This window comes from Pseudomonas putida (genome assembly GCF_001976065.1).
In the GTDB taxonomy this organism is placed as follows: Bacteria; Pseudomonadota; Gammaproteobacteria; order Pseudomonadales; family Pseudomonadaceae; genus Aquipseudomonas; species Aquipseudomonas serbica.
This window is the reverse complement of the sequence record NZ_MNAH01000006.1, coordinates 50,034-72,118: the sequence shown is the minus strand read 5'-3', so window position 1 is coordinate 72,118 and position 22,085 is coordinate 50,034. Positions and strand designations below refer to the sequence as shown.

General features: G+C 62.0%; 20 protein-coding genes. 10 read left to right on the top strand and 10 right to left on the bottom strand.

Features of this window, described 5'->3' with window-relative positions; all coding sequences use genetic code 11:
- Positions 1-90: 90 nt before the first annotated feature.
- From BKX96_RS20635 to BKX96_RS20600, 8 genes are all read right to left on the bottom strand, one after another.
- Positions 91-1,350 (bottom strand): DUF3426 domain-containing protein, encoded by a 1,260-nt coding sequence (locus BKX96_RS20635; RefSeq protein WP_077185352.1) that lies wholly within the window; start codon positions 1,348-1,350, stop codon positions 91-93.
- Positions 1,351-1,380: 30 nt separating this feature from the next.
- Positions 1,381-2,259 (bottom strand): 50S ribosomal protein L11 methyltransferase, encoded by an 879-nt coding sequence (gene prmA, locus BKX96_RS20630; protein WP_077185341.1) that lies wholly within the window; start codon positions 2,257-2,259, stop codon positions 1,381-1,383.
- Between the two features lie 286 nt (positions 2,260-2,545).
- Positions 2,546-3,904 (bottom strand): acetyl-CoA carboxylase biotin carboxylase subunit, encoded by a 1,359-nt coding sequence (gene accC, locus BKX96_RS20625; RefSeq protein ID WP_046819697.1) that lies wholly within the window; start codon positions 3,902-3,904, stop codon positions 2,546-2,548.
- 17 nt (positions 3,905-3,921) lie between these two features.
- Positions 3,922-4,386 carry an acetyl-CoA carboxylase biotin carboxyl carrier protein gene (accB, locus tag BKX96_RS20620; RefSeq protein WP_034149717.1) on the bottom strand — a complete coding sequence of 155 codons (465 nt, stop codon included), beginning with the start codon at positions 4,384-4,386 and terminating at the stop codon, positions 3,922-3,924.
- Positions 4,387-4,434: 48 nt separating this feature from the next.
- On the bottom strand, positions 4,435-4,887 hold the full coding sequence (gene aroQ / locus BKX96_RS20615; protein ID WP_020797556.1) for a type II 3-dehydroquinate dehydratase: 453 nt from the start codon (positions 4,885-4,887) through the stop codon (positions 4,435-4,437).
- Between the two features lie 132 nt (positions 4,888-5,019).
- Positions 5,020-6,762 (bottom strand): protein-disulfide reductase DsbD, encoded by a 1,743-nt coding sequence (locus BKX96_RS20610; RefSeq protein ID WP_077185340.1) that lies wholly within the window; start codon positions 6,760-6,762, stop codon positions 5,020-5,022.
- A gap of 172 nt (positions 6,763-6,934) precedes the next feature.
- On the bottom strand, positions 6,935-7,663 hold the full coding sequence (locus BKX96_RS33585) for a methyl-accepting chemotaxis protein (RefSeq protein ID WP_410454542.1): 729 nt from the start codon (positions 7,661-7,663) through the stop codon (positions 6,935-6,937).
- A 1,270-nt stretch (positions 7,664-8,933) separates the two neighbouring features.
- Positions 8,934-10,604, bottom strand: a complete 1,671-nt coding sequence (locus BKX96_RS20600; RefSeq protein ID WP_077185338.1) for a response regulator — start codon at positions 10,602-10,604, stop codon at positions 8,934-8,936.
- Positions 10,605-11,015: 411 nt separating this feature from the next.
- Between BKX96_RS20600 and BKX96_RS20595 the strand changes: the two genes are divergently transcribed.
- The 6 genes from BKX96_RS20595 (at position 11,016) to BKX96_RS20570 (ending at position 17,737) form a co-directional block, all read left to right on the top strand.
- Positions 11,016-12,083: a DUF2333 family protein gene (locus BKX96_RS20595; protein ID WP_046819693.1), complete on the top strand. Its 1,068-nt coding sequence runs from the start codon at positions 11,016-11,018 to the stop codon at positions 12,081-12,083.
- Between the two features lie 3 nt (positions 12,084-12,086).
- Positions 12,087-12,656, top strand: coding sequence for an NUDIX hydrolase (locus BKX96_RS20590; RefSeq protein WP_046819692.1), 570 nt, complete (start codon positions 12,087-12,089; stop codon positions 12,654-12,656).
- A 216-nt stretch (positions 12,657-12,872) separates the two neighbouring features.
- The gene (locus BKX96_RS20585) at positions 12,873-13,244 is read left to right on the top strand and encodes a translation initiation factor Sui1 (protein WP_007914613.1); all 372 of its coding nucleotides are present in this window, start codon (positions 12,873-12,875) and stop codon (positions 13,242-13,244) included.
- 219 nt (positions 13,245-13,463) lie between these two features.
- A complete protein-coding gene (gene speA, locus BKX96_RS20580) occupies positions 13,464-15,377 on the top strand; it encodes an arginine decarboxylase (protein ID WP_077185337.1) in 1,914 nt (637 codons plus the stop codon).
- A gap of 231 nt (positions 15,378-15,608) precedes the next feature.
- A complete protein-coding gene (locus tag BKX96_RS20575) occupies positions 15,609-16,943 on the top strand; it encodes a type VI secretion system Vgr family protein (protein ID WP_077185336.1) in 1,335 nt (444 codons plus the stop codon).
- On the top strand, positions 16,940-17,737 hold the full coding sequence (locus tag BKX96_RS20570) for a DUF4123 domain-containing protein (RefSeq protein WP_077185335.1): 798 nt from the start codon (positions 16,940-16,942) through the stop codon (positions 17,735-17,737). The genes BKX96_RS20575 and BKX96_RS20570 overlap by 4 nt, the downstream gene beginning before the upstream one ends.
- Positions 17,738-17,763: 26 nt before the next feature.
- Here the strand turns inward: BKX96_RS20570 and BKX96_RS20565 are convergent, their stop codons facing one another.
- Both BKX96_RS20565 and BKX96_RS20560 read right to left on the bottom strand, forming a co-directional pair.
- Positions 17,764-19,110, bottom strand: coding sequence for an MATE family efflux transporter (locus BKX96_RS20565; RefSeq protein ID WP_077185334.1), 1,347 nt, complete (start codon positions 19,108-19,110; stop codon positions 17,764-17,766).
- Between the two features lie 69 nt (positions 19,111-19,179).
- Positions 19,180-19,473: a hypothetical protein gene (locus BKX96_RS20560; RefSeq protein WP_046819947.1), complete on the bottom strand. Its 294-nt coding sequence runs from the start codon at positions 19,471-19,473 to the stop codon at positions 19,180-19,182.
- Positions 19,474-19,648: 175 nt separating this feature from the next.
- Here BKX96_RS20560 and BKX96_RS20555 point away from each other — a divergent pair, with 175 nt between their 5' ends.
- From BKX96_RS20555 to BKX96_RS20540, 4 genes are read left to right on the top strand one after another with little or no spacing between them, the layout of a single operon-like run.
- Positions 19,649-19,951 carry a MazG-like family protein gene (locus tag BKX96_RS20555; protein ID WP_077185333.1) on the top strand — a complete coding sequence of 101 codons (303 nt, stop codon included), beginning with the start codon at positions 19,649-19,651 and terminating at the stop codon, positions 19,949-19,951.
- On the top strand, positions 19,951-20,700 hold the full coding sequence (locus BKX96_RS20550) for a methyltransferase domain-containing protein (protein ID WP_046819686.1): 750 nt from the start codon (positions 19,951-19,953) through the stop codon (positions 20,698-20,700). The genes BKX96_RS20555 and BKX96_RS20550 overlap by 1 nt, the downstream gene beginning before the upstream one ends.
- A gap of 12 nt (positions 20,701-20,712) precedes the next feature.
- Entirely contained in the window at positions 20,713-21,330 is a 618-nt protein-coding gene (locus BKX96_RS20545) for a DUF4136 domain-containing protein (RefSeq protein ID WP_077185332.1), read from the top strand.
- A gap of 55 nt (positions 21,331-21,385) precedes the next feature.
- Positions 21,386-21,946, top strand: coding sequence for a DUF4136 domain-containing protein (locus tag BKX96_RS20540; RefSeq protein WP_046819684.1), 561 nt, complete (start codon positions 21,386-21,388; stop codon positions 21,944-21,946).
- The last annotated feature ends 139 nt before the right edge of the window (positions 21,947-22,085 follow it).

Genomic DNA, 22,085 nt, shown 5'->3' with positions numbered 1-22,085 from the left:
AATCTGAACAGTTATTCTGTTATCGCCAGCGGTTTGGTCCGGGCAGGCAAAGTCAGGAAGCTGTCGTCAATTACCGAACAGTGAATCGATTCATTCGGGCGAGTGGAAGCTCAGGCTGTAGTTCACCGCCTTGGCGCCAGGGTCGAGGATGTCCAGGGCGATGTGGATGGGCGTTTGCGGAGGCATTTCCACCCGGCCTTCGAGATCGCCGTTGAGGTACTCGCCGGGTTTGAAGCGGCGGCTGGCGATCAGGTGGCCGTTGAGGTCGGCAAAGCGCAGCTCCAGCAGCGGGAAGGGCTGCGAGAACGTGGCGCGGTTGTAGATGATCGCATCGACGACCAGGGCGCCGCTGAACTCCGGGTGACTGCGAACCACCAGGTTGCTGCTCTTGATTTTTGCGATGTCGACCTTGGAAGGCACCGTGCAGCCGATTTGCGGGCACAGTTGCTGGAACCAGGGGCGGTACTGGTCCTGGCGCGCCAGTTCGTCGAAATGATAGGCGACGTACTGCCCGACGAGTGCGCCTGCACCCAGCAGGATCAACAACAGCCAGAACAGGCGACGACCCCATGGCGAACGACGTTTTTGCCAATCCAGTTGCAATGGGTCGTCGGTCAGGTCCTGCAGCACTTCTGCGCGGACCCCAGGCTCGCTGCGTTCGCGACGCTTGCGCGGCGGCTCGATCGAAGGCAGTTCGTCGTCGATCTCTTCAGTCGCCGTCAGGCGTGGGTGATGCGTCGGGGTATCGAGCGGATCGTTCAAGCGCAGCTGCGGGGGCTGCGGTTCATCATCCAGGTCCACCGGTTCCAGAGATAGCGACGGTTCGGTGCGCGAGGGTTTGCTTGGCTCGCTCGGTGGCTCCGGTGGCTCTGGAGTATCGAGCGCGTCGAGTGCTTCCAGCGTTTCCAGTGTGTCGGCCGCCTGGGCGCGATCGGCAGCCGATTCGCTGAACAGGCTGTCGGGCCAGGGAGCTTCGTCGTGCTCGGCGTTATCGCGACGAGCGCTGAGCGTGTCTTCGCGGTGCCGGCCGAACTCGGTGGTCGGCTGGATCTCCCGCTGTTCAAGCCGGGCAAGCTCTTCGTCCAGGTCGAGGCTGTCCAGGTCCAGCTCGGCGGCGCTCCATTGCTTTTGGCTGATGGCGCGCGGCGGAGGCGGTTCGACGGTCTCCCGGGGTGCCGGCGTCGGCACGGGTGCTTCCTTGCCGGCCTGCTCCAGCAGCTGCTTGGCGGCGTTGAACACCTGCAGGCAGGAACCACAGCGAACAACCCCGCGGGCCACGCTCAATTGGGCATGGCTGACGCGAAAGCTGGTTTGGCAATGTGGGCACTGGGTGACGAAGCTGTCGGTCATGCGGCGATCCGGTAGATGCAGGCGCTCATTCTAGCGCCGACGGCCAGTGATGCGCACCCAGCCATCGCGATTGGCGATCGGATCCAGATCGAAGTCCTTGGCGTAGGCCGCGGCCACTTCGTCGCCTTGCTCGGCGAGGATCCCCGACAGCGCCAGGCGACCGCCCGGCTTGACCAGGCCCGACAGCTGCGGCGCCAGGGAAACCAGCGGGCCGGCGAGAATGTTGGCCACCAGCACATCGGCCTGAACCTGCGGCAGGTCTTGCGGCAGATACAACGGGAACAGGTGCTCGGCGATGTTATTGCGCCCGGCGTTATCACGGGAGGCTTCCAGCGCCTGCACGTCGATATCGGTGCCCACGGCTTCCTTGGCGCCCAGCAGCAGGGCGGCAATGGCCAGAATCCCCGAGCCGCAGCCGAAATCCAGCACATTGCAGTCCTTGAGGTCCTGGCCGTCGAGCCATTCCAGGCACAGTGCGGTGGTCGGGTGGGTGCCGGTGCCGAACGCCAGGCCCGGATCCAGCAACAGGTTCACTGCATCTGGCTCGGGAGCTGCGTGCCAGCTCGGCACGATCCACAGGCGCTGACCGAAGCGCATAGGCTGGAAATTGTCCATCCAGCTGCGTTCCCAGTCCTGGTCTTCGATCACTTCGCTGTGATGTTCGGGCAGCGGGCTTCCAGTCAGCAGTTCAAGGTGGGCCAGTACCGGGCCGGGCTCGGTGCCTCCTTCGAACAGTGCCAGCAGGTGGGTGTGCGACCACAGCGGCGTGGTGTTGAGTTCCGGCTCGAAGATCGGCTGATCTTCGGCGTCCATGAAGGTCACCGACACGGCGCCCACTTCAAGGAAAGCGTCTTCGTAGGTTTCGGCTTGTTCTGGGCTGATGGCGAGGCGTACTTGCAGCCAAGGCATGGCGGGCACCTTTGAAAAATATTGATTGCAGCCTAGCGGGCTGCGAGAAGCGCGCAAGTTTACGCGAGCGCGAAGGGTTTGTGGGAGTGGCTTGGTTTGAGCATCAGTGCATACCCGGTGGGAGCGGGCTTGCTCGCGAATGCGGTGGCACATCCAAAATGGATGCCGACTGACCCACCGCTTTCGCGAGCAAGCCCGCTCCCACAGGGGGGGGGCTGTGGTTCGGGTGAAATGTCCAGAAACAACAAAGCCGCCCGAAGGCGGCTTTGTCAGGCAGGGTCGAAGCTTAGTGCTTCTCGCCAGCCAGCTTGTGCTCGAGGTAGTGAATGTTCACGCCCCCTTTGCAGAAGCCTTCGTCGCGGGTCAGGTCGCGGTGCAGCGGGATGTTGGTCTTGATCCCGTCGACCACGATCTCGTCCAGCGCATTGCGCATGCGCGCCATGGCTTCGTCACGGGTTGCCCCGTAGGTGATCAGCTTGCCGATCAGCGAGTCGTAGTTCGGCGGAACGGCATAACCACTGTACAGGTGCGAATCGACGCGAACGCCGTTGCCGCCTGGAGCGTGGAAGTGCTTGACCGTGCCCGGGCTTGGCATGAAGGTCTTCGGGTCTTCAGCGTTGATCCGGCATTCCAGCGCGTGACCGCGGATGACTACGTCATCCTGGGTGAACGACAGCTTGTTGCCGGCGGCGATGCTGAGCATCTCCTTGACGATGTCGATGCCAGTGACCATTTCCGAAACCGGGTGCTCTACCTGGACACGAGTGTTCATCTCGATGAAGTAGAAGCGACCGTTCTCGTACAGGAACTCGAAAGTACCTGCACCACGGTAACCGATGTCGATACACGCCTTGACGCAGCGTGCCAGAACTTCCTGGCGAGCCTCTTCGTCGATGCCGGGTGCCGGCGCTTCTTCAAGAACCTTCTGGTGGCGACGTTGCAGCGAGCAGTCGCGGTCACCCAGATGGATGGCTTGGCCCTGGCCGTCGGAAAGCACCTGGACTTCCACGTGGCGCGGGTTGGTCAGGAATTTTTCCAGATAGACCATCGGGTTGCCGAACGCTGCGCCCGCTTCGGAGCGGGTCAGTTTCGCCGAGGAAATCAGGTCTTCTTCCTTGTGCACGACGCGCATGCCGCGACCACCACCGCCGCCAGCGGCCTTGATGATCACCGGGTAGCCCACTTCGCGACCGATGCGCAGAGCGGTTTCTTCGTCTTCCGGCAGCGGGCCGTCGGAACCCGGAACGGTTGGAACGCCAGCGGCGATCATCGCGTGCTTGGCCGAAACCTTGTCGCCCATCAGGCGGATGGTTTCAGCTTTCGGGCCGATGAAGGCGAAGCCGGAGTTCTCGACCTGTTCGGCGAAGTCGGCGTTTTCCGCGAGGAAACCGTAGCCTGGGTGAATGGCGGTAGCGCCCGTCACTTCGGCCGCGGCGATGATGGCCGGGATGTGCAGGTAAGAGTGGGCGGCCGATGCCGGACCGATGCAGACGGACTCGTCTGCCAGGCCCAAGTGCATCAGTTCCTTGTCAGCCTTGGAATAAACGGCGACGGTCTTGATGCCCATCTCTTTGCAGGCGCGCAGAATCCGCAGTGCGATCTCACCGCGGTTGGCGATCAGAACTTTTTCCAACTTCGCAGTCATCAAAGGCTCTCCGCGGTTCAAACGATGGTGAACAGCGGTTGGTCGTACTCAACCGGCTGGCCGTCTTCGACGAGGATGGATTCGATCACACCGCTGGTTTCAGCTTCGATGTGGTTCATCATCTTCATGGCTTCAACGATGCACAGGGTGTCGCCTTTCTTCACGGTCTGGCCGACTTCCACGAAGGACGGCGAGGTTGGCGAAGACTTGCGGTAGAACGTACCGACCATTGGCGAACGGGCAACGGTGCCGTTCAACACTGGAGCGGCCGGAGCTGCAGGAGCGGCAGCGGCAGCCGGAGCGGCGGCAGCGACAGGCGCGGCAGCCGGAGCAGGCATAGGAGCCGGTGCGTAGTACTGCTGGGCCGGGGTCTTGCTATGACGGCTGATGCGTACGGACTCTTCGCCTTCCTTGATCTCGAGCTCGTCGATGCCGGACTCTTCCAGCAATTCGATCAGTTTCTTAACTTTACGGATATCCATGAATCATCAACTCCCAAGGGTCGGTCAGGGGCGTTTAACGCTTGTTGTTCAAGCTGTTGCCGGTCTTTCAAGCTGCTCTAGGGCGGCCTCCAGGGCCAGTCGGTAACCGCTGGCGCCAAGGCCGCAGATCACTCCCACCGCTACATCGGAGAAGTAAGAGTGATGGCGGAAAGGTTCGCGTTTGTGCACGTTAGACAAATGCACTTCGATGAATGGGATGCTCACCGCCAGCAGCGCGTCACGTAATGCGACACTTGTATGCGTAAAAGCTGCTGGGTTGATCAGAATGAAGTCCACGCCTTCGCTGCGGGCGGCATGGATGCGGTCGATCAATTCGTACTCGGCATTGCTTTGCAGGTGCAGCAAATGGTGGCCGGCTTCACGGGCGCGGCGTTCCAGGTCCTGGTTGATCTGCGCCAGCGTCGTGGCGCCATAGGTGCCCGGTTCGCGGGTACCGAGCAAGTTCAGGTTGGGTCCGTGCAGTACGAGTAGCGTGGCCATCGGCTGTTCCTTGGTTATCCGTGTGCATTTGTCAGAACCCGGCGACTATGCCGCAAAGCCTTTGTGACTGTCCAGTTCTCTGCAATAGCCAGCACGATGACCGATGTTTGCGCGAAATATATGACCGCGTGATTAAATCCGGTCATTCGCCCTGGCGACACGTTCGGCGAAGTCCGCCGCCTTGATTTCGCCGATCACCCGAAGATCGACACGTTCGACTCCGTCCGTGCCGAAAAACATCAGCGCCGGAGGGCCGAACAGTTGGTAACGATCTAGCAGGGCGCGTTGTTCGGCATTACTGGCAGTGATGTCGAAGCGGATCAACCGATAGCCTTTCAGGCGTTCGACGACGATCGCATCCTTGAGCACCTGGTGTTCGATGACTTTGCAGCTGATGCACCAATCGGCGTACCAGTCGAGCAGCAGCGGGGTGCCGGACGCCCGGGCTTCGGCGAGCACACGGTCGAGGTCGGCCGGGGTGCTGACGGTTTGCCAGGCGCCGGTGTTTTGCGTGGGCTCGTTGCCAGCCACCGTGCGCGGCTGGCCGATCGGGTTGAACGGATCGGTCTGGCCGCTGAAAGCGCCGTACCAGCAGGCCAGCGCATAAAACAGCAGGAACATCCCGAGCAATTGGCCCAGGCGTTTGCGCGGCGGTTTGTAGACGAACTCCAGTGCCCCCATGAACAACCCGACGCCAGCAGCCAGCAGGCCGATCAGCAGCAAGGTGATCTGTCCCGGCAGGACCCGGCTGAGCAGGCCGATCGCCAGCCCCAGCAACAGGACGCCAATCGCATTTTTCACGTAGATCAGCCACGGTCCGCTTTTCGGCAGCCAGGCGGCACCGCCGGTGGCCACCAGCAACAGCGGTGCCCCCATGCCCAGGCCGAGCATGAACAGTTTCAGGCCACCGCCCAGTGCGTCGCCGCTGGCGCTGATGTAAAGCAGCGCACCGGCCAGCGGCGCCGAGACGCAAGGCGAAACCAGCAGGCTGGAGACCACGCCCAATACCGCAGCGCCCCATAGCGAACCGCCTTCGGTGCGGCCGGCAATGCGGTCCAGTCGGCTGCTGATGGCGTGCGGCAACTTGAGCTCGAACACGCCGAACATCGCCAGGGCAAACAACGCAAAAAACATCGCGAACGGCACCAGCACCCAGGCCGATTGCAGGCGTGCCTGCAGATTGAGCTGCGCGCCGAACAATCCCATGAGCGCACCCAGCAAAGCGAAACAGGCGGCCATCGGCAGCACATAGGCCAGCGACAGATTGAAACCACGCCAACCCCCGACCTGGCCACGCAATACTACGCCGGAAAGGATCGGCAGCATGGGCAGTACGCACGGGGTGAAGGTCAGGCCCACGCCAGCAAGGAAAAACAGCGCCAGTTCGCGCCAGCTCCAGGCCTGTGCTGTGGTCGGGCCGTTGCCGTCAATGCTCAGTCGCTCGGTTTCCGGTGGATAGCACAGGCCTTTGTCGGCGCAGCCCTGGTAGGTCACGACCAGCGTGAAGGCACGCTGGTCGGTGCGCGGCAGCTCTACATCGAGTACGCCGTGGTAGACCTCGACATCGCCGAAGTACTCATCGTGCTTCTGTTCGCCCGTGGGCAATTGCGCCGGGCCCAGGCTGACATCGGCCGGGTCTGCGCGGAACTGGAAGCGGTGCCGGTAAAGGTAATAGCCCTCGGTGGCGACGAAGCGCAGTTTGATCGACTGCGGCGTGCTGTCTACCAGGCTCAACTGAAAGGCTTCGCGCACCGGCAGGAAGTCGGCGCTGTTGTTGATCGAGCCCAGGGTCGAACTGGGGCGACTCTCCAGCAACCCGGCGGCGGAGGCCGGCAGGGCGAGCACTAACAGCAGCAGGCAAAGCAAACGGCGCATGACGATCTCGCGTATCGGAATTGGGGGGATGATAGCGGACAGTGATGCGGTGTGCAGAACCTGGGATGTGTGGTGATTGAACTGACGCCATCGCGAGCAGGCTCGCTCCCACATTTGATTTGCGCACGACGCAATCCACTGTGGGAGCGAGCCTGCTCGCGATGGCGGCCTGTCAGACGCGGAAAGCCTGGACGGCTGTATGCAATCTTCCACCCAATACCAACAGATTCTCCCCTTGCTCGCGCCCCTGGCCGATACGCAGCAAGTTATCCCCACCCAATTGATGGATTCGCTCACTGTGATCGCGGATTTCGCTGACAGCACCGCTCTGCTGGGCGGTAACATCGGCGATACGCACCGCGGTGTCGGAAATGGTCTGGATCGCCCCGACGATTTTATCCAGCGCCCCATCCGCCGCCTGCGCCTGGTTGGCGGTGGCTTCGGCGTGTTCGACCTGGGCGCGCATGCCTTCCACCGATTGGCGCGCCGCGGTCTGCAGGCCGGCGATCAGGGTCTGGATCTCGGCCGTGGCCCCGGCGGTGCGTTGTGCCAGCGAGCGTACCTCTTCGGCCACTACGGCAAAGCCGCGGCCCATTTCCCCGGCTCGGGCCGCTTCGATGGCAGCGTTCAAGGCCAGCAGGTTGGTCTGGTCGGCGATCGAGCGGATCACCGTCAGCACACCACCGATGGTCGCGGACTCTTCGGCCAGGTGCTCGATCATCTGCGCATTGCCCTGTACTTCTCCCACCAGCGCATGCAGGCCGGTGAGGCTCAGGCCAATGACTCTCTGGCCGTGTTCGACCGCCTGGCCGGCATGGCGACTGGCGTCGGCGGCCTGGCTGGCATCGCCGGCAACTTGCTGGATGGTCGCTTCCAGTTCGCCGAGGGAATCGCGGATCATTGCCGTGTCGCCGGCCTGATGCTCGGCGCCACTGTGCAGGTCGTTGCTCAGTTCGGCCAGGGTTCGACTGCTGCCGGCGACCTGCTCGGCATTGAGGCGAATGGTCCCCACCAGATCCACCAGATAGGCGCGCAGACGATTGAGCGAGGCTTCAATGTCATGCAGTTCGCGGTTGGTATTGCCCAACTCAATGTCACGGCTGAAGTCGCCTTCGGCCCAGGTCGACAGCGCCGGGGAGAGTCTGGTCAGGGTGCGCGCGAGTTTGCGTTGCAGGGTGTCGATCAGCAGGGCGATCAGCAGAATCAGACCGATCATCACCCCTTGCATCAACCGCACTTCACTCTGGATCTGCCCGTGCTGGGCGCGTACCACCGGTTCCAGGCCGGCGATAGACTGTTGCACGGCGGCGATTTTCAGGTGCGTCGCGGCGCTCAGTTCGGCGCGTTTCTGGATTTGCTCGCGAGTGCGGGCCAGTTCCGCCGGGTAGCGGCCGAGCAGGCTGTTGAGCTCACGCTTGAAACCCACGCCGGCATCTTCGGCCGCGGCTTTCTCGGTGTTCTCCAGGCCCATCATCGCGGCGAAATCATCAGTGTTCGATTCGCTGCTGGCTGCCACGCCCAACAATGGCAGGGCGTCCAGTTGTTCGGCCTGGCTGCGGATGTTGGTGACTTCGCGCTCGGCATCGGCGGCCAGTTCGCTGCGGCCGCTGCTGACCAGTTTGTCCCGGGCCAGCGACAGCTTGCCCAGGTGCTGGGAGGCCATCAGAAGGGGCGTCAGGTAGCTCGCATTGCCACTGGCGTACTGGCTGAGTTGATCAAGGCTGGCGCCCAGCTCTCGTTCGGCTTGCACGAGCAGGGCCTGTGGGTCGCCCGCGAGCTTGCCGGCGGCCAGCAGATCGGTTTTGCTGAATTCGTCCAGGTTGTTCAGGCTCGGGCGCAAGGTTTCAGCCAGGGCGGGTGGCAACTCGGCGAGTTCCCCGTGCAGGTTGTCGATGGCCTGGCTGGCGCTGCTCAAGCGCAACGCATCGCCGCTGGCGAGGTATTCCACGATGTTGCGCGCCACTTCATTCTGGAACTGCTGGGACAACCCCAGATAACGCTCCATTAACAGGTACGGGCGTTCGAGGGCTTTTTGCGACCACCAGAGTGTGGCGCCCAAGGCTACGCACACGGCAACTAAAAGAAGGGTGTTGAGATTGGTCAGCAGCTTCAGGCGCATCAGGGACTACCAACGGCAGAAATGGTAAGTGCCTGAAGTTATTGCGTTTGTGTTACAGGGTTATGACCGTATCGGTCTCTTCCGATGAAATAGTGGCATTTTGCCTTGGCGCCCTGGCGGCTTGTACACGGTTGCGTCCCGCGCCTTTGGCACGGTACAGCGCCTCGTCCGCCTGGCTGGCCATCAGCAGGCTGTCGGAGTGTTCGCTCAGGTCCACCACCCCGGCGCTGAACGTGCACCATAGATCCTGGGGTTGAGCGGGGTAGTGAATCTCGGCAAAGCGCTGACGGATTTCGTCGAGTACCTTGACGGCCGATTCGAGGTCGGTGTCGGGCATGACGATGGCGAACTCTTCGCCACCGTAGCGGCCGATAAAATCGGTCTTGCGCAAGCGTTGCTTGAGAAACAGCGCCAGGCTCTTGATCACCCGGTCGCCCATGGGGTGACCGTGGCTATCATTGACGCGCTTGAAGTGGTCGATGTCGAGCATCGCAAAACTCAGCGGCTTGCCCTCGCGGCGCGCGCGAAAGCTGCAGTCTTCGAGCAATTGCAGGATGTGCGTGTGGTTGTACAGGCCAGTGAGGCTGTCGCGCACCATCCGCGCCTTGAGGTTGCGTGCTCGCGCCGCACGGTTGCGCACGGTGGTGATCAGGTGCCGGGGCTTGATGGGTTTGGTCAGGAAGTCGTCGCCGCCCTCGCTCATGGCGTCGAGTTGCTTGTCGAGGTCGTCCTCGGCCGACAGGTAGATGATCGGCACGCTGACATAGCGGTCGTTATGGCGGATCACCTTGGCCAGTTCCGTGCCGGTGCAGGCCGGCATGTACATGTCGAGGATGATCAGGTCCGGTTGAAAGTCCGCCAGTTCGGCCATGGCCTGGATCGGCTCGATCAGGGTCCGGGTGATGATCCCCGCGCTGTTGAGCAGGCGCTCGGTGTGCAGGGCTTGGGCGCGCGAGTCGTCGATGATCAGCACTTTATAGGGCTCGTACTGGGCAACGCAGGTCAGGACCTCGATTTTTTCCAGCAGGCTCGACGCTTCCAGGGTGCCGGTGAGGAACTCCTGGCCGCCGGCGCGCACGGCGGCGAGGCGGGTCGGGGTGTCGGTTTCATGCAGGCTGAAAAATAGCAGCGGCAAACGCTGATCGAGACCTTCCTGGGCTTCGGCCGCCAGTTTCAGGCCGACGCCTTGGCCACTGAAGTCGACGTCCATGACGATTGCTGCGGGCAGGCGCTCGACCATCGAAGAGCGGAAGGCCGACACGCTCTCCAGGGACTGGGCGCTGAGCCCGAAAAACTCCAGCTGCTTGGCCAGTCGCTCGGCCCGGTCATGATCCTGCAGCATCACGTAGATGGGTTTGCGCAAGGGCGGCAGGAATGTCTGGTCGAGCTGATCGCCTTGGCGCAGGCCAGTGCGGGACAGGCGTTGCATCAACCGGTTGAGGTCGCTGATCAGGCCGCTGCTCAGGCGTCCGCGATTGGCGTCGACAGCCTCCAGGGACTGGCCGATCTGACGCGCCAGCTGGCTGTGTTCCGGTTGTTCGAAGCGTTCGGCGAAACGCAGCAAGCGCAGGTTGGCCTCACTCAGTTCCGCCAGTTCTCGGGTCGACCATTCACTGCGCTGCAGGCGCTGCCAGATCTCAAGAACCTGACGTGCTTGATGAATTACCCGCTGGGCAAAATGGAGCTTGAGGCGCTCGCGGCTGGGCTCTTCGGGCTCGGTCATATCCTGACTACTGGTTAGGGGGCAAGCTGAGGTCGACTGGTGGCTCTATGCTAGCATCTCTTTTCCGTTACATGACTCTTGTACGTTAATAATCTTTGGCATCACTCTGTCCGGCTTCTGACCGGGCGGTCGCCAATTGCCTGCCAATTCCTGCGAGAGTCCCGCCAGCCGTGGCATCGGCCCGTTTCGAGTGGAGTCCCGAGGTCGTTGGCGTCAGGTACGCAGGGTTGCCGCGCCCGGTTGTCCATGGCCACAAAGCGGGCGCCTTTTCGGCCTTGTCGGGCTAGGGGATTCCCTTAGAAGCCATTGAATAAATTTCGCTGTAGAGCCCACGGCGGGTGCCGGGCAAAGGCACGTTGTTGTATGGTTGTGGTCGAATCGATGAACTCAAGTAATTGAAAGGATATCGCCATGCTGGACTGGAAGAACCGCGCCGGTAGCGCGCCTGAACGTGCCGCTGAACCGAAGTCGGCTACCCGCAGTTATCTGGGCGGCCTGTTTTTCAGCCGGGCGCTGGCCACACTGATTGGCCTCTACCTGCTGGTGACGATTGCTCTGGGTTGGTACTGGAGCGCGGAACCTGACCTGTTTCCGGTGCAGCAGAATGCGCAGTTGGCCGCCGAACGGGACGGCAAGCAGATGGTGGTCGGCTATACCACGGTGGAAACCCTCAAGAGCGTCGCCGGTACCCTGCTGAACAAGCCCGGCGGCTACATCTCCAACGACCGCCTGCCGCCGGGCCTTTGGATGGACAACATGCCGAGCTGGGAGTACGGCGTGCTGGTGCAGGTGCGCGACCTGAGCCGTGCGCTGCGTAAAGACTTCGCCCGTTCGCAGTCGCAGTCCACCGAAGACGCCGACCTGGCCAAGGCCGAGCCGCGTTTCAACTTCGACAATAAAAGCTGGGTGCTGCCTTCCAGTGAGTCCGAGTTCCAGGAAGGCATCAACTCCCTGACCCGCTACCAGACTCGGCTGTCCGATCCGAACCAGAAGAGCGCGCTGTTCTATGCCCGTGCCGACAACCTGAACAATTGGTTGGGCGATGTCGGTACCCGTCTGGGTTCGCTGTCGCAACGCCTGTCGGCCAGCGTTGGCCGGGTCAAGCTCAACACCGCGCTGAAAACCGAAGTCGTCGCGCCAGGGCAGGTGCCGCAGGTCGACGAAGAAATCGTCGAAACCCCATGGCTGCAGATCGACAACGTGTTCTACGAAGCTCGTGGCCAGGCCTGGGCCTTGTCCCACCTGCTGCGCGCCATCGAAGTGGACTTCGCCGATGTGCTGGCCAAGAAGAACGCCACGGTCAGCGTGCGCCAGATCATTCGTGAACTGGAAGCGTCGCAGGAAGCGGTCTGGAGCCCGATGATCCTCAATGGCAGCGGCTTCGGCGTGCTGGCCAACCACTCGCTGGTGATGGCCAACTACATTTCCCGGGCCAACGCCGCCGTGATCGATTTGCGTCAACTGCTGAATCAGGGCTGAGCCATGGCCGATAGCCCCATCGATAGCCTGCGCGAAGCCGCCCATCGGGCGGCCTCGGATGCCGAGCAGATCGCCTGGGTCGACGAGCAGGACAATCTGCTCGGCGCCTTGGTACGTTCCGACCTGCGCGAGCGCGGGCTGATCGGGCGCGGCACCTACATCATGTTGTTCAACTCCGCCGGTGAGCTGTGCGTCCACCGGCGCACCCTGAGCAAGGCGATCTATCCGGGCTATTGGGACGTGGCGGCGGGTGGCATGGTGCTGGCCAGCGAAACCTATGCCGAGTCGGCGGCCCGGGAGCTTGAAGAGGAACTGGGTGTGAGCGGGGTGGAGTTGTCCGTTCATGACCACTTTTTCTTCGAGGACACCGGCAATCGCCTCTGGTGTTCGGCGTTTTCGGCAGTGTGGGATGGTCCGCTGGTGTTGCAACCGGAAGAGGTGCTGGAAGCGCGCTTCATGCCCATCGAAGAAGTGCTGCGCGATATCGAGCAAAAGCCTTACTGCCCGGACTCTTTGGCCGCCTTAAAGCGCTATCTGCGTGCCCGCGGCGAAGACGTCGCAAAAGAGGCATAAATTGGCGCCGATTGGCTCTTAGCAATCGGCGTTTTTGCCGTTACACTGCGCGACCTTTTCAAACTGAACCGGTATTGCTCTTTTGTAGGAGCTTGCTCGCTCCTACACAGGTTGTACCGTTTCAGTAGCGCTGCCCCTGCCTGAGTGGGGCTTCGCGGTCGATGGCACCTGCCCAGGTTGCCGCGACCAGTCTTTGTCCTCCCAAGAGGATTGCCGGTGGCCAAAAAAGCCGCATCCTTCGCCGCCCTTGGTGGCCTGGTATTTTCCACCGACGCAGGTCGTCATTGCCCGGAATGCAGTAAACCGGTGGACGCCTGCATCTGCAAACAGACCGTTATCCCGGCCGGCGACGGCATCGCTCGCGTGCGTCGCGAAAGCAAGGGCCGTGGCGGCAAGACGGTGACCACCATCACCGGCGTGCCCTTGGCTGAAGACGCGCTCAAGGAACTGGCCACGACGTTGAAAAAGCGCTGTGGCACCGGTGGAGCGTTGAAAGACGGGATCATTGAAATCCAGGGCGATCATGTCGAGCTACTCTTGGCTGAACTGATCAAGCACGGTTTCAAGGCGAAGAAGTCCGGCGGCTAGCAGCCTCTGTGAAAACCACCCGCGGCTTGATCCAGACCTGCCTGACAGCAGACCTGGCGTCGTCTCCATGGTTTTCACAGAGCCTGTTCATGACCGGTTTCTAAACTCACTGCGGTCAGCGAGGTCTATCCCTTCGTTGACGAACCGTCATTTTCATTCTTTAGACTGCGCCGGCCTGAATCCAGGCGACGCACTATGACTTCTTTATAGGGGACTTCAATGTCCGTACGACGCACACGCAAAGACGATGGCAGCCAATGGACAGTTGCGGACAGCCGCAGTGTTTACGGAATTCGCCATTGGGGGGCCGGGTATTTCGCGATCAATGACGCCGGTCGCGTCGAAGTTCGTCCCAACGGTCCGAGCAGCTCACCCATCGATCTGTTCGAGCAAGTCGACCAGTTGCGCAAGAGCGGCCTGTCCTTGCCATTGCTGGTACGTTTCCCGGACATCCTGCAAGACCGCGTGCGTCAGCTGACCGGTGCGTTCGACGCCAACATCGAGCGTCTGGAATACCAGAGCAAGTACACCGCGCTGTACCCGATCAAGGTGAACCAGCAAGAAGCGGTGATCGAGAACATCATCGCCACCCAGAACGTCTCCATTGGCCTGGAAGCCGGCTCCAAGCCCGAGCTGCTGGCGGTGCTGGCGCTGGCGCCCAAAGGCGGCACCATCGTCTGCAACGGCTACAAGGACCGCGAGTTCATTCGTTTGGCATTGATGGGCCAGAAGCTTGGCCACAACGTGTTCATCGTGATCGAGAAAGAGTCCGAAGTTGGCCTGGTGATCGAAGAAGCCGCCTCGCTCAAGGTCAAGCCACAGGTCGGCCTGCGGGTGCGCCTGTCGTCCCTGGCTTCGTCCAAGTGGGCGGACACCGGTGGTGAGAAATCCAAGTTCGGCCTGTCGGCGGCACAACTGCTGTCGGTGGTCGAGCGCTTCCGCGCGGCCGGCCTGGACCAGGGCATTCGCCTGTTGCACTTCCACATGGGCTCGCAGATCGCCAACCTCGCCGACTACCAGCATGGCTTCAAGGAAGCGATCCGTTACTACGGCGAGTTGCGCAACCTCGGCCTGCCGGTCGATCACATCGACGTCGGTGGTGGCCTGGGCGTGGACTACGACGGTACGCACTCGCGTAACGCCAGCTCGATCAACTACGACATGGACGACTACGCCGGTGTCGTGGTCGGGATGCTCAAGGAGTTCTGCGACGCGCAGAGCCTGCCGCACCCGAACATCTTCTCCGAAAGCGGCCGCTCCCTGACCGCTCACCACGCCATGCTGGTGATCCAGGTGACCGACGTCGAGAAACACAACGACGACGTGCCACAGATCGAGAACAAGGAAGCGCTGCCGGAAACCGTGCAGTGGCTGGTGGACCTGCTTGGCCCGACCGACATCGAGATGGTCACCGAAACCTACTGGCGCGCCACGCACTACATGAGCGACGTGGCCGCCCAGTACGCCGATGGCAAACTGACCCTGGCTGAAAAAGCCCTGGCCGAGCAATGCTACTTCGCTGTATGCCGTCGCCTGCACAACTCGTTGAAGGCGCGTCAGCGTTCCCACCGCCAGGTGCTGGACGAACTCAACGACAAGCTGGCCGACAAGTACATCTGCAACTTCTCGGTGTTCCAGAGCCTGCCGGACACCTGGGCCATCGACCAGGTACTGCCGATCATCCCGCTGCACCGCCTGGACGAAGAGCCTCTGCGCCGCGCGGTGCTGCAGGACCTGACCTGCGACTCCGACGGCAAGATCAACCAGTACGTCGACGAGCAGAGCATCGAGACCAGCCTGCCGGTGCACGCCTTGAACGAGGGCGAGGACTACCTGCTGGGCGTGTTCCTGGTCGGTGCCTACCAGGAAATTCTCGGCGACATGCACAACCTGTTCGGTGACACCGACTCGGTGAACATCTACCAGAATGCCGACGGCAGCATTTATCACGCCGGTATCGAGACCCACGACACCATCGAAGACATGCTGCGCTATGTGCACTTGTCGCCGGAAGAACTGATGACCCACTACCGCGACAAGTGCGCCAGTGCCCGCATCAGTGCCAGCGAGCGCACCCAGTTCCTCGATGCCCTGCGCCTGGGCCTGACCCGTTCGTCTTACCTGTCTTCCTGAGGTAAGCACTGCTCTCATCAGGTTGTCTGAAAATTTACCGTTTGCGTCGGAAATTTCAGATGACCTGGTGCGACATTTCTCTTTTTTTCAGCGAAATGGACCGCTTCTCGGCTATCCAAGTTATTTCGTCCTCTTTTCGCGTAGGCCTTTTCCTAAGTTGTATTTCGCCTCTCTACTCGGCCATGTCTCTCGGCGAGAATCCCCGGCTGTCCCTCCTGTAGAGAAAAGCCCATGGTCGATCCAGTCAACGAGCCGTCATTTCGTCTGGACGTAGCAGGTCTGTCCAACGCCTTCGAGGTTCTGTCCTTTGCCGGTAGAGAATCCATCAGCGAGCCTTTCGTGTTCGACGTGGACCTGCTGATCGACGACCCGTCGCTCGACCTCGCCAGCTTATTGTACCGTTCGGCATCCTTGCTTTTCGGGCCGGCGGGAAACGCCATTCATGGACAGTTGCATGAACTGGTCCAGCGCGATCACGGCCTGGGAATCAGGCTTTGCCAGGTGCGGCTGGGGCCGAAGTTCGCCTGCCTTGCCCAACGCTTCAGCCAGCGCATTTTCAGCGGCCGCTCAGTGCCGCAAATGCTTGAGCAGGTACTCAGGGAGCATGGCATCGTCGATCAGGATCGGCGTTTTGAACTGGCTGGCGATTACCCGCCCCGTGATTTCTGTACGCAATACCAGGAATCGGACCTGCAGTTTGTTCAGCGCTTGTGTGCCCAGGAGCGGCTGCACTATTACTTTGAACACCAGGCTGGCAGGCATTGCGTGGTGTTCGGCGAGGGCCTGGGGAATTTTCAGATCGCTGAAGCGGCGTTCTTCCGTGCGGCGGGAGGGCAACCGGCCGTGCGTCGATTCGAGTTCAAGCGCAGCACCGACGGCGCGGCGCAACGCGTGGAGTGTGGCACTGACCTGACAACGCTGCGCAGCGGCCAGTGCATGCCGCTGTGCGGACATCCGGTTGCCGAATGGAATCAGCTGTGGCTGTTGACCCATATCGAGCATCAAGGCGCCCAAGGTGCAAGCCAGGTCTACAGCAACAAGGTGCGGGCCGAGCACTGGGTAATGCCCTTTGAAACACCGATCATGGCGGTGAAGCCAAGGATGCACGGCCTGCAGCGGGCGTGGGTGGTAGAGGTTGATGAGCCGCAACCTGATCCATCGAGGCCGGTGGCGGTGCAGTTTGACTGGCTTTATCAGGGGGAAGGCGCAGCGCCCAGCCATTGCTGGTTACCCTTGGCTGCGCCATTGAAGGTTGCAAGCAGCGCGCAGTTGGTTGAAGGCACGGAGGTGGTGGTGAGCTTTACCGAAGGTGATCCGGACCAACCGCTGATCACCGGTGTTCTGCATGGCCTCGCAGCTGTCGAAGCCGTCGAGGCGCCGGATGCGGTGTCCGCCACTTCGGATTTCGAAGATTGCCCGCTTGAAGGCGTGCAACAGTGGCTGGGGTCGGGCGAGCCCCTGATGTTGTTGTGTCTGCTGCCCGGTGGCGGCAGTTTTAATCATTGCGTGCAGACGCCCTGCATCTGCCGCACGGCGACACGCCTTGGCCAGAGCGGTGCGGCATGACTGTGGTACAGGCGTCCGAGGCGAGCCCGCAATGGTTGTTACTGGACATGCCAGGCGCGCCGCAGGCGGGTGTGACCCTGCACGACACGTTTGCCCACGCCCGTCGGTTCCGACTGTTCGAAGACACGGAATGGCAGGCATTGCAGGCGCTGGGGCCGATACTCATTGATCTGCGGACCTGCCCCGCCCTGGTCGATCTGTACCGCGTCGACGGGCAATACTGGCACGGCTTGCTGGTGTTCAGCGAAGCGTCGGCGTCGACCTTGCTGGCGCATCTGCGGCGCATGCTCAGCGTCTCCTTCAACCTGCATCACCGCGCCTTGTTGAGTTACTACAACCCGAACACCGCCAGTTATTTTTTTGATGCCTGCGATGCCGAGGAACTCAGTCGCTGGTTGGGGCCGATCAGCCAGTTGCGCTGGTTCGGTGGGACCTGGGCGGACCGTGCGCTCGGCTGTCAGGGCTGGCAGCAGTTGCTCAACCCGGGGCTTGCCGTGCGCCCTCTGGCAGTCGAGGAAGATCTCAGCCCCCGGCAACGGGAAAAACTGCAGACCTGCCTGCTCGAGCAGCATGCCTGGCGCTGGAGTCAATCCACGGGGACGGATTTCATGCGTGTGTGGGGCCATCTGGAAGAGGGCCTGGGGTTGGGTTTCAGCGAGCGCCCGGTGCTTGATGGCTGGATGTGGCTGCGCTTGCAATACCCCGATGCCTGGCTGGTGCAGCCACTATCGGGGGATACCCAACAGGAACGCCTCGAAAGCCTGCGCCATCTGTGGCAGAACGACGCCCCCTGAGCCGGCGCTTTATACCACCAGGGCTTTCAGTGAGCGCGGGCGAACCAGCCATCATTCTGGCGCAGGCGCCAGGCAATCAGGCCGAGCGTCAGGCTGCGCAGCAACATGAACAGCAGGAAGGTGATCCACAGGCCATGATTGCCATATCCCTGCAACACCCAGGCGAATGGCACCAGCAAGGCCACCGTCAACAGCATGCCGTTACGCATTTCCCTGGCGCGGGTGGCGCCGATGAACAGCCCGTCGAGCAGGTAGCTCCAGACCGCGATCAGCGGCAACACGGCAAGGTAAGGCAGGTACAGGAACGCGGTGTCGCGCACGCTGCTGATGTCGGTCTGCATCTCGATGAACAGGTGCCCGGCAAACAGGAACAAGCCGGCGAAACCCAGGCTCGCCAACAACGACCAGCCGCAGGCCACGACCAGGGAGCGGCGCAGGGCATCCCGGTCGCGCGCGCCGATGGCGTGGCCGCACAGGGCTTCCACGGCATGGGCCAGGCCGTCGAGCGCGTGGGCGGTCAGCAGCAGGCCGTTGAGCAGCAGGGCATTGGCAGCAACGGTCGCATCACCCAGGCGGGCGCCTTGCACGGTGATCAGGAAAAACACCGATTGCAGCGCCAGGCTGCGGATGAAAATGTCGCGGTTGACCGCCAGCAGCGGTCGCCAACTCTGCCAGAGCGCCAGGGCGGCCCAGGCGATATGCCCGGGATAGGCGCGCAGGGCATGACGGGTCAGCAACAGGCCGATCAGCGCACCGGTCCATTCGGCGATCACCGAGGCCCGGGCCGCACCCACCACCCCCCATTCCAGGCCAAGGACAAACCACAGGTTAAGGGCGATGTTGACCAGGTTGGTGCTCAGCAGGATCACCAGCGGCGCCCGAGCGTTCTGCGTGCCCAGGAACCAGCCGACCAGCGCGTAGCTGGCCAGCGCCGCCGGCAGGCCGAACAACCGCGTGTGGAAAAACTCGCGGGTCATCTGGTCCAGTTCCGCCGACGGTTGCATGAAGTGCAGCGTCGCCCCGCTCAGCGGCACGCCCAGCGCACCCAGCACCAGCGCCAGCCCCATGGCGAGCAGCAGGCCCTGCAACAGGATCTGCCGCAGTGCCGCGCCATCTCCGCGCCCCGCGGCCTGGGCGGCAAAACCGGTGGAGCCCATGCGCAGAAAGCCCATGGCCCAGGCGAGGAAGGTATAGAGACTGGCCCCGACCGCCACGGCTCCCAACTGATGGGCGTGGGGCAAGTGTCCAATGACGGTGCTGTCGACCAGCGCCACCAGCGGTACGGAAATGTTCGAGAGAATCATTGGCGCGGCCAGCGCCCAGACCCGACGATGGGTTGGACGGTCGCGCCAATCGGCGATCAGGTTGGACATGCAGGCTCCTTGGGGAGCAGGCATTGTAGCGAGCCCTGCAGAATCTGCAGCGCTCCATTGCAGGGGGTGTCAGTGCATGATCCAGCTGAGCAGCCACAACCCCAGCATCAACCAGATGATCCCCATGATGATCGAGGCGTTCATGAACGCGCGGATCGCCGACCACAACAGCATCAACCCGAGGATCAGGGTGATGATGCTGATGATCGATGTGTCCATGCCCAGCGCCTCGGACAAGCCTTCGACAAAATGGCTGCTGGCACGACTCACCAGCTGGAACAGACCGCTGAGGGCATCAACGATGAAACGGATGGCTGTCCCCAGGATCTGGCCAAGCCATTCGAAAAAACCTTCTACCTGCATGGAATGAACGTCCTGTCTGTTGGAGCTGCGGTGCGGCGACCCGACTTGCCGCGCATTTTTTTCAGGCGCCATGAAGCACGCCATCGAATGATTATGGAGCAAAGACCGACAACGCTGCCAGGCACTTGCCTTCCCCCGTCATCCCCCCGAAGCTATACGCCTTCAGGAGAGCCCGATGAACCTTGTTGAACTGACCGAACGCCTGCACGCCATCCGTGATCGCAATGACTGGCAGCAATTTCACAGCCCGAAAAACCTGGCCATGGCCGCGAGTGTCGAAATGGCCGAGCTGGTGGAGATTTTCCAGTGGCTGACCGAGGACCAGTCGCGGCAGCTGCCGGCCGAAAAGCTGGCCCATGCCGGGCAGGAAGTTGGCGATATCGTGCTCTATCTGCTGTTGCTGTGCAGCGAATTGGGCCTGGACATGAATGAGGTTGTGCGCAGCAAGCTGGCGGACAGCGAGCGGAGGTTCGGCTGATGAGTGACCGTCATTTCGATCAACTGGCGACACGCTTCGCCGAAAAAATCTACGGCGGTGCCAAAGGCGCGATTCGCCTGGCGGTGCTGCAGGCCGATCTGGCCGAAGCCCTGCCGGATCGCCCGTTGCGGGTCCTGGATATCGGCGCCGGCCTTGGCCACATGTCGTTGTGGCTGGCCCAGCGTGGACACCAGGTGACCCTGGCCGAGCCCGCCGAACCCATGCTCGAAGGCGCCCGCCAGCGCTTTGCCGACGCGGGACAGAGTGCGACCTTTATCCAGGCGCCCTGGCAGGAACTGCTCGGCCAACTCACCGAGCCCTACGACCTGGTGCTGTGTCATGCCGTGCTGGAATGGCTGGCCGAACCGCACGCGATCCTGCCGGTGCTGCATCAGCTGACCAAGGCCGACGGCTGGCTATCCCTGGCCTTCTACAACCGCGATGCGCTGATTTACCGCAACTTGCTCAAGGGCCATTTCCGCAAGATGCGCAAGAACGACATGGCCGGCGAGAAGCAGAGCCTGACCCCGCAACAGCCGCTGGACCCACGGGAACTGGCGGCGCAACTTGAGGGGCTGTGGCAGGTCGAAAGCCAGAGTGGCGTGCGAGTTTTTCACGATTACATGCCGGTGGAGTTCCAGGCCCGCGCCGAACTGTCGGACCTGCTCGAGATGGAGCTGGCCCACCGTCGCCATCCAGCCTTTGCCGGGCTTGGACGTTATTTGCACTGGATGTGTCGGCCGGTCTGATCGGAGTTCGAAATGAAAAGTCGTTCAGGGTTGCTGGTGATCTGCCTGGGCCTGGCTGCCTGCGAGGGCAGCAATCCGTACGTGGCAAGTTCCAGGCCCTTGCCGCCAGCGCCGCCTCAGGCGGCCCACACCTTTGACCGCAGCGCCTACCCGGCGCCACCGCGAGACTACGGGCGTTATCGCAGCTGGGCCTGGCTCAACAGGCAACTCCCGCCGGGCACCACGTGGGCGGATTCGGCGCAGGTCGCCGAAGCGGTCAGCAGTGCGCTGGATCAGCGCGGCCTGCGGCCCCTGCATGACAATCGGCCGGCGGACCTGTTCGTGAGCGCAGACCTGCGTCTGGAAACCCGCTTGCGTCAGGTCCAGGACGATTACGGGTACTACGGCGGTTACGGCGGCTACAACCGCTACGGCTATGGGCCGGGTTACGGCATGTACGGCAGCGCGCCGATCGTGCGCACTTATCAGGAACAGGTGGTGGTGGTTCACGTCGAACTGTACGACGCGCAAAACGGTGAACCAGTCTGGAGTTCCAGCGCCGAAACCAGCAACCGGGGGAGCGGGGGCGAGCAAGTCGATGCCATACGGGAGGCTGTAGAAAAGGCAATGTCGGCGTATCCTCCCAGTTAGCTTCCTGTGGTCAAGAAGCATTTCGCAGGTTCATGTCTTCTACCGGAGAATCATCATGTTCCGCCGTCTCGCTTTACTGGCAGTGGCCGTATTGCTCAGTGCCTGCGCCGCCAACCAGGTCAATCATGACTTCGATGCCAGCCGTGATTTCGCCGCGTATCACAGCTGGAGCTGGAAAGAACCTGCGCTGCAATACCGTCCCGATGACCCCAGGATCAAGAGCGACCTGACCGAACAGCGCGTGCGCGAATCGATGGTCGAACAGCTCGAACAGCGTGGCCTGCGCCAGGCCGGCCCTGGCGCCAAGGGCGACTTGAGTGTGCAGACCTACCTGATTGTCGAGGATCGCCAGCAACAGGTGACAACCAACTACGGCGGCGGTTGGGGTAACCCCTGGTACGGCTACTACGGCGCGCCGATGTACAACGAAACCCGCCTGATCTCCTACAAGGTCGCGACGATCCAGATCGATCTGCTCGACGGCAAGGACGGCAAGCTGGTGTGGCGCGGCAGTGACGAGCAGATACTCAGCCGCACACCCAACCCGGCGGACCGCAGCAATGCGATACACGAGACGGTCACGCGGATTTTGGCCAACTATCCCCCTCTCCGATAAAAATCTGTAACCCCTCCCTGTAGGAGCTGGCTTGCCAGCGAAGACGGCCTCCAGAACACCGTAAATCCTGAGGGCCTCTTCGCTGGCAAGCCAGCTCCTACAGGGGATTTGTTGTTGCGGGGAGTGGCGAGTTGCCAGC

Coding starts and splice junctions, on each gene's coding strand:
- BKX96_RS20635 (WP_077185352.1), bottom strand. CDS start 1,350: ATGACCGACAGCTTCGTCACCCAGTGCCCACATTGCCAAACCAGCTTT.
- prmA (WP_077185341.1), bottom strand. CDS start 2,259: ATGCCTTGGCTGCAAGTACGCCTCGCCATCAGCCCAGAACAAGCCGAA.
- accC (WP_046819697.1), bottom strand. CDS start 3,904: ATGACTGCGAAGTTGGAAAAAGTTCTGATCGCCAACCGCGGTGAGATC.
- accB (WP_034149717.1), bottom strand. CDS start 4,386: ATGGATATCCGTAAAGTTAAGAAACTGATCGAATTGCTGGAAGAGTCC.
- aroQ (WP_020797556.1), bottom strand. CDS start 4,887: ATGGCCACGCTACTCGTACTGCACGGACCCAACCTGAACTTGCTCGGT.
- BKX96_RS20610 (WP_077185340.1), bottom strand. CDS start 6,762: ATGCGCCGTTTGCTTTGCCTGCTGCTGTTAGTGCTCGCCCTGCCGGCC.
- BKX96_RS33585 (WP_410454542.1), bottom strand. CDS start 7,663: ATGATCCGCGATTCCCTCGGCGAACTGGAAGCGACCATCCAGCAAGTT.
- BKX96_RS20600 (WP_077185338.1), bottom strand. CDS start 10,604: ATGACCGAGCCCGAAGAGCCCAGCCGCGAGCGCCTCAAGCTCCATTTT.
- BKX96_RS20595 (WP_046819693.1), top strand. CDS start 11,016: ATGCTGGACTGGAAGAACCGCGCCGGTAGCGCGCCTGAACGTGCCGCT.
- BKX96_RS20590 (WP_046819692.1), top strand. CDS start 12,087: ATGGCCGATAGCCCCATCGATAGCCTGCGCGAAGCCGCCCATCGGGCG.
- speA (WP_077185337.1), top strand. CDS start 13,464: ATGTCCGTACGACGCACACGCAAAGACGATGGCAGCCAATGGACAGTT.
- BKX96_RS20575 (WP_077185336.1), top strand. CDS start 15,609: ATGGTCGATCCAGTCAACGAGCCGTCATTTCGTCTGGACGTAGCAGGT.
- BKX96_RS20570 (WP_077185335.1), top strand. CDS start 16,940: ATGACTGTGGTACAGGCGTCCGAGGCGAGCCCGCAATGGTTGTTACTG.
- BKX96_RS20565 (WP_077185334.1), bottom strand. CDS start 19,110: ATGTCCAACCTGATCGCCGATTGGCGCGACCGTCCAACCCATCGTCGG.
- BKX96_RS20560 (WP_046819947.1), bottom strand. CDS start 19,473: ATGCAGGTAGAAGGTTTTTTCGAATGGCTTGGCCAGATCCTGGGGACA.
- BKX96_RS20555 (WP_077185333.1), top strand. CDS start 19,649: ATGAACCTTGTTGAACTGACCGAACGCCTGCACGCCATCCGTGATCGC.
- BKX96_RS20550 (WP_046819686.1), top strand. CDS start 19,951: ATGAGTGACCGTCATTTCGATCAACTGGCGACACGCTTCGCCGAAAAA.
- BKX96_RS20545 (WP_077185332.1), top strand. CDS start 20,713: ATGAAAAGTCGTTCAGGGTTGCTGGTGATCTGCCTGGGCCTGGCTGCC.
- BKX96_RS20540 (WP_046819684.1), top strand. CDS start 21,386: ATGTTCCGCCGTCTCGCTTTACTGGCAGTGGCCGTATTGCTCAGTGCC.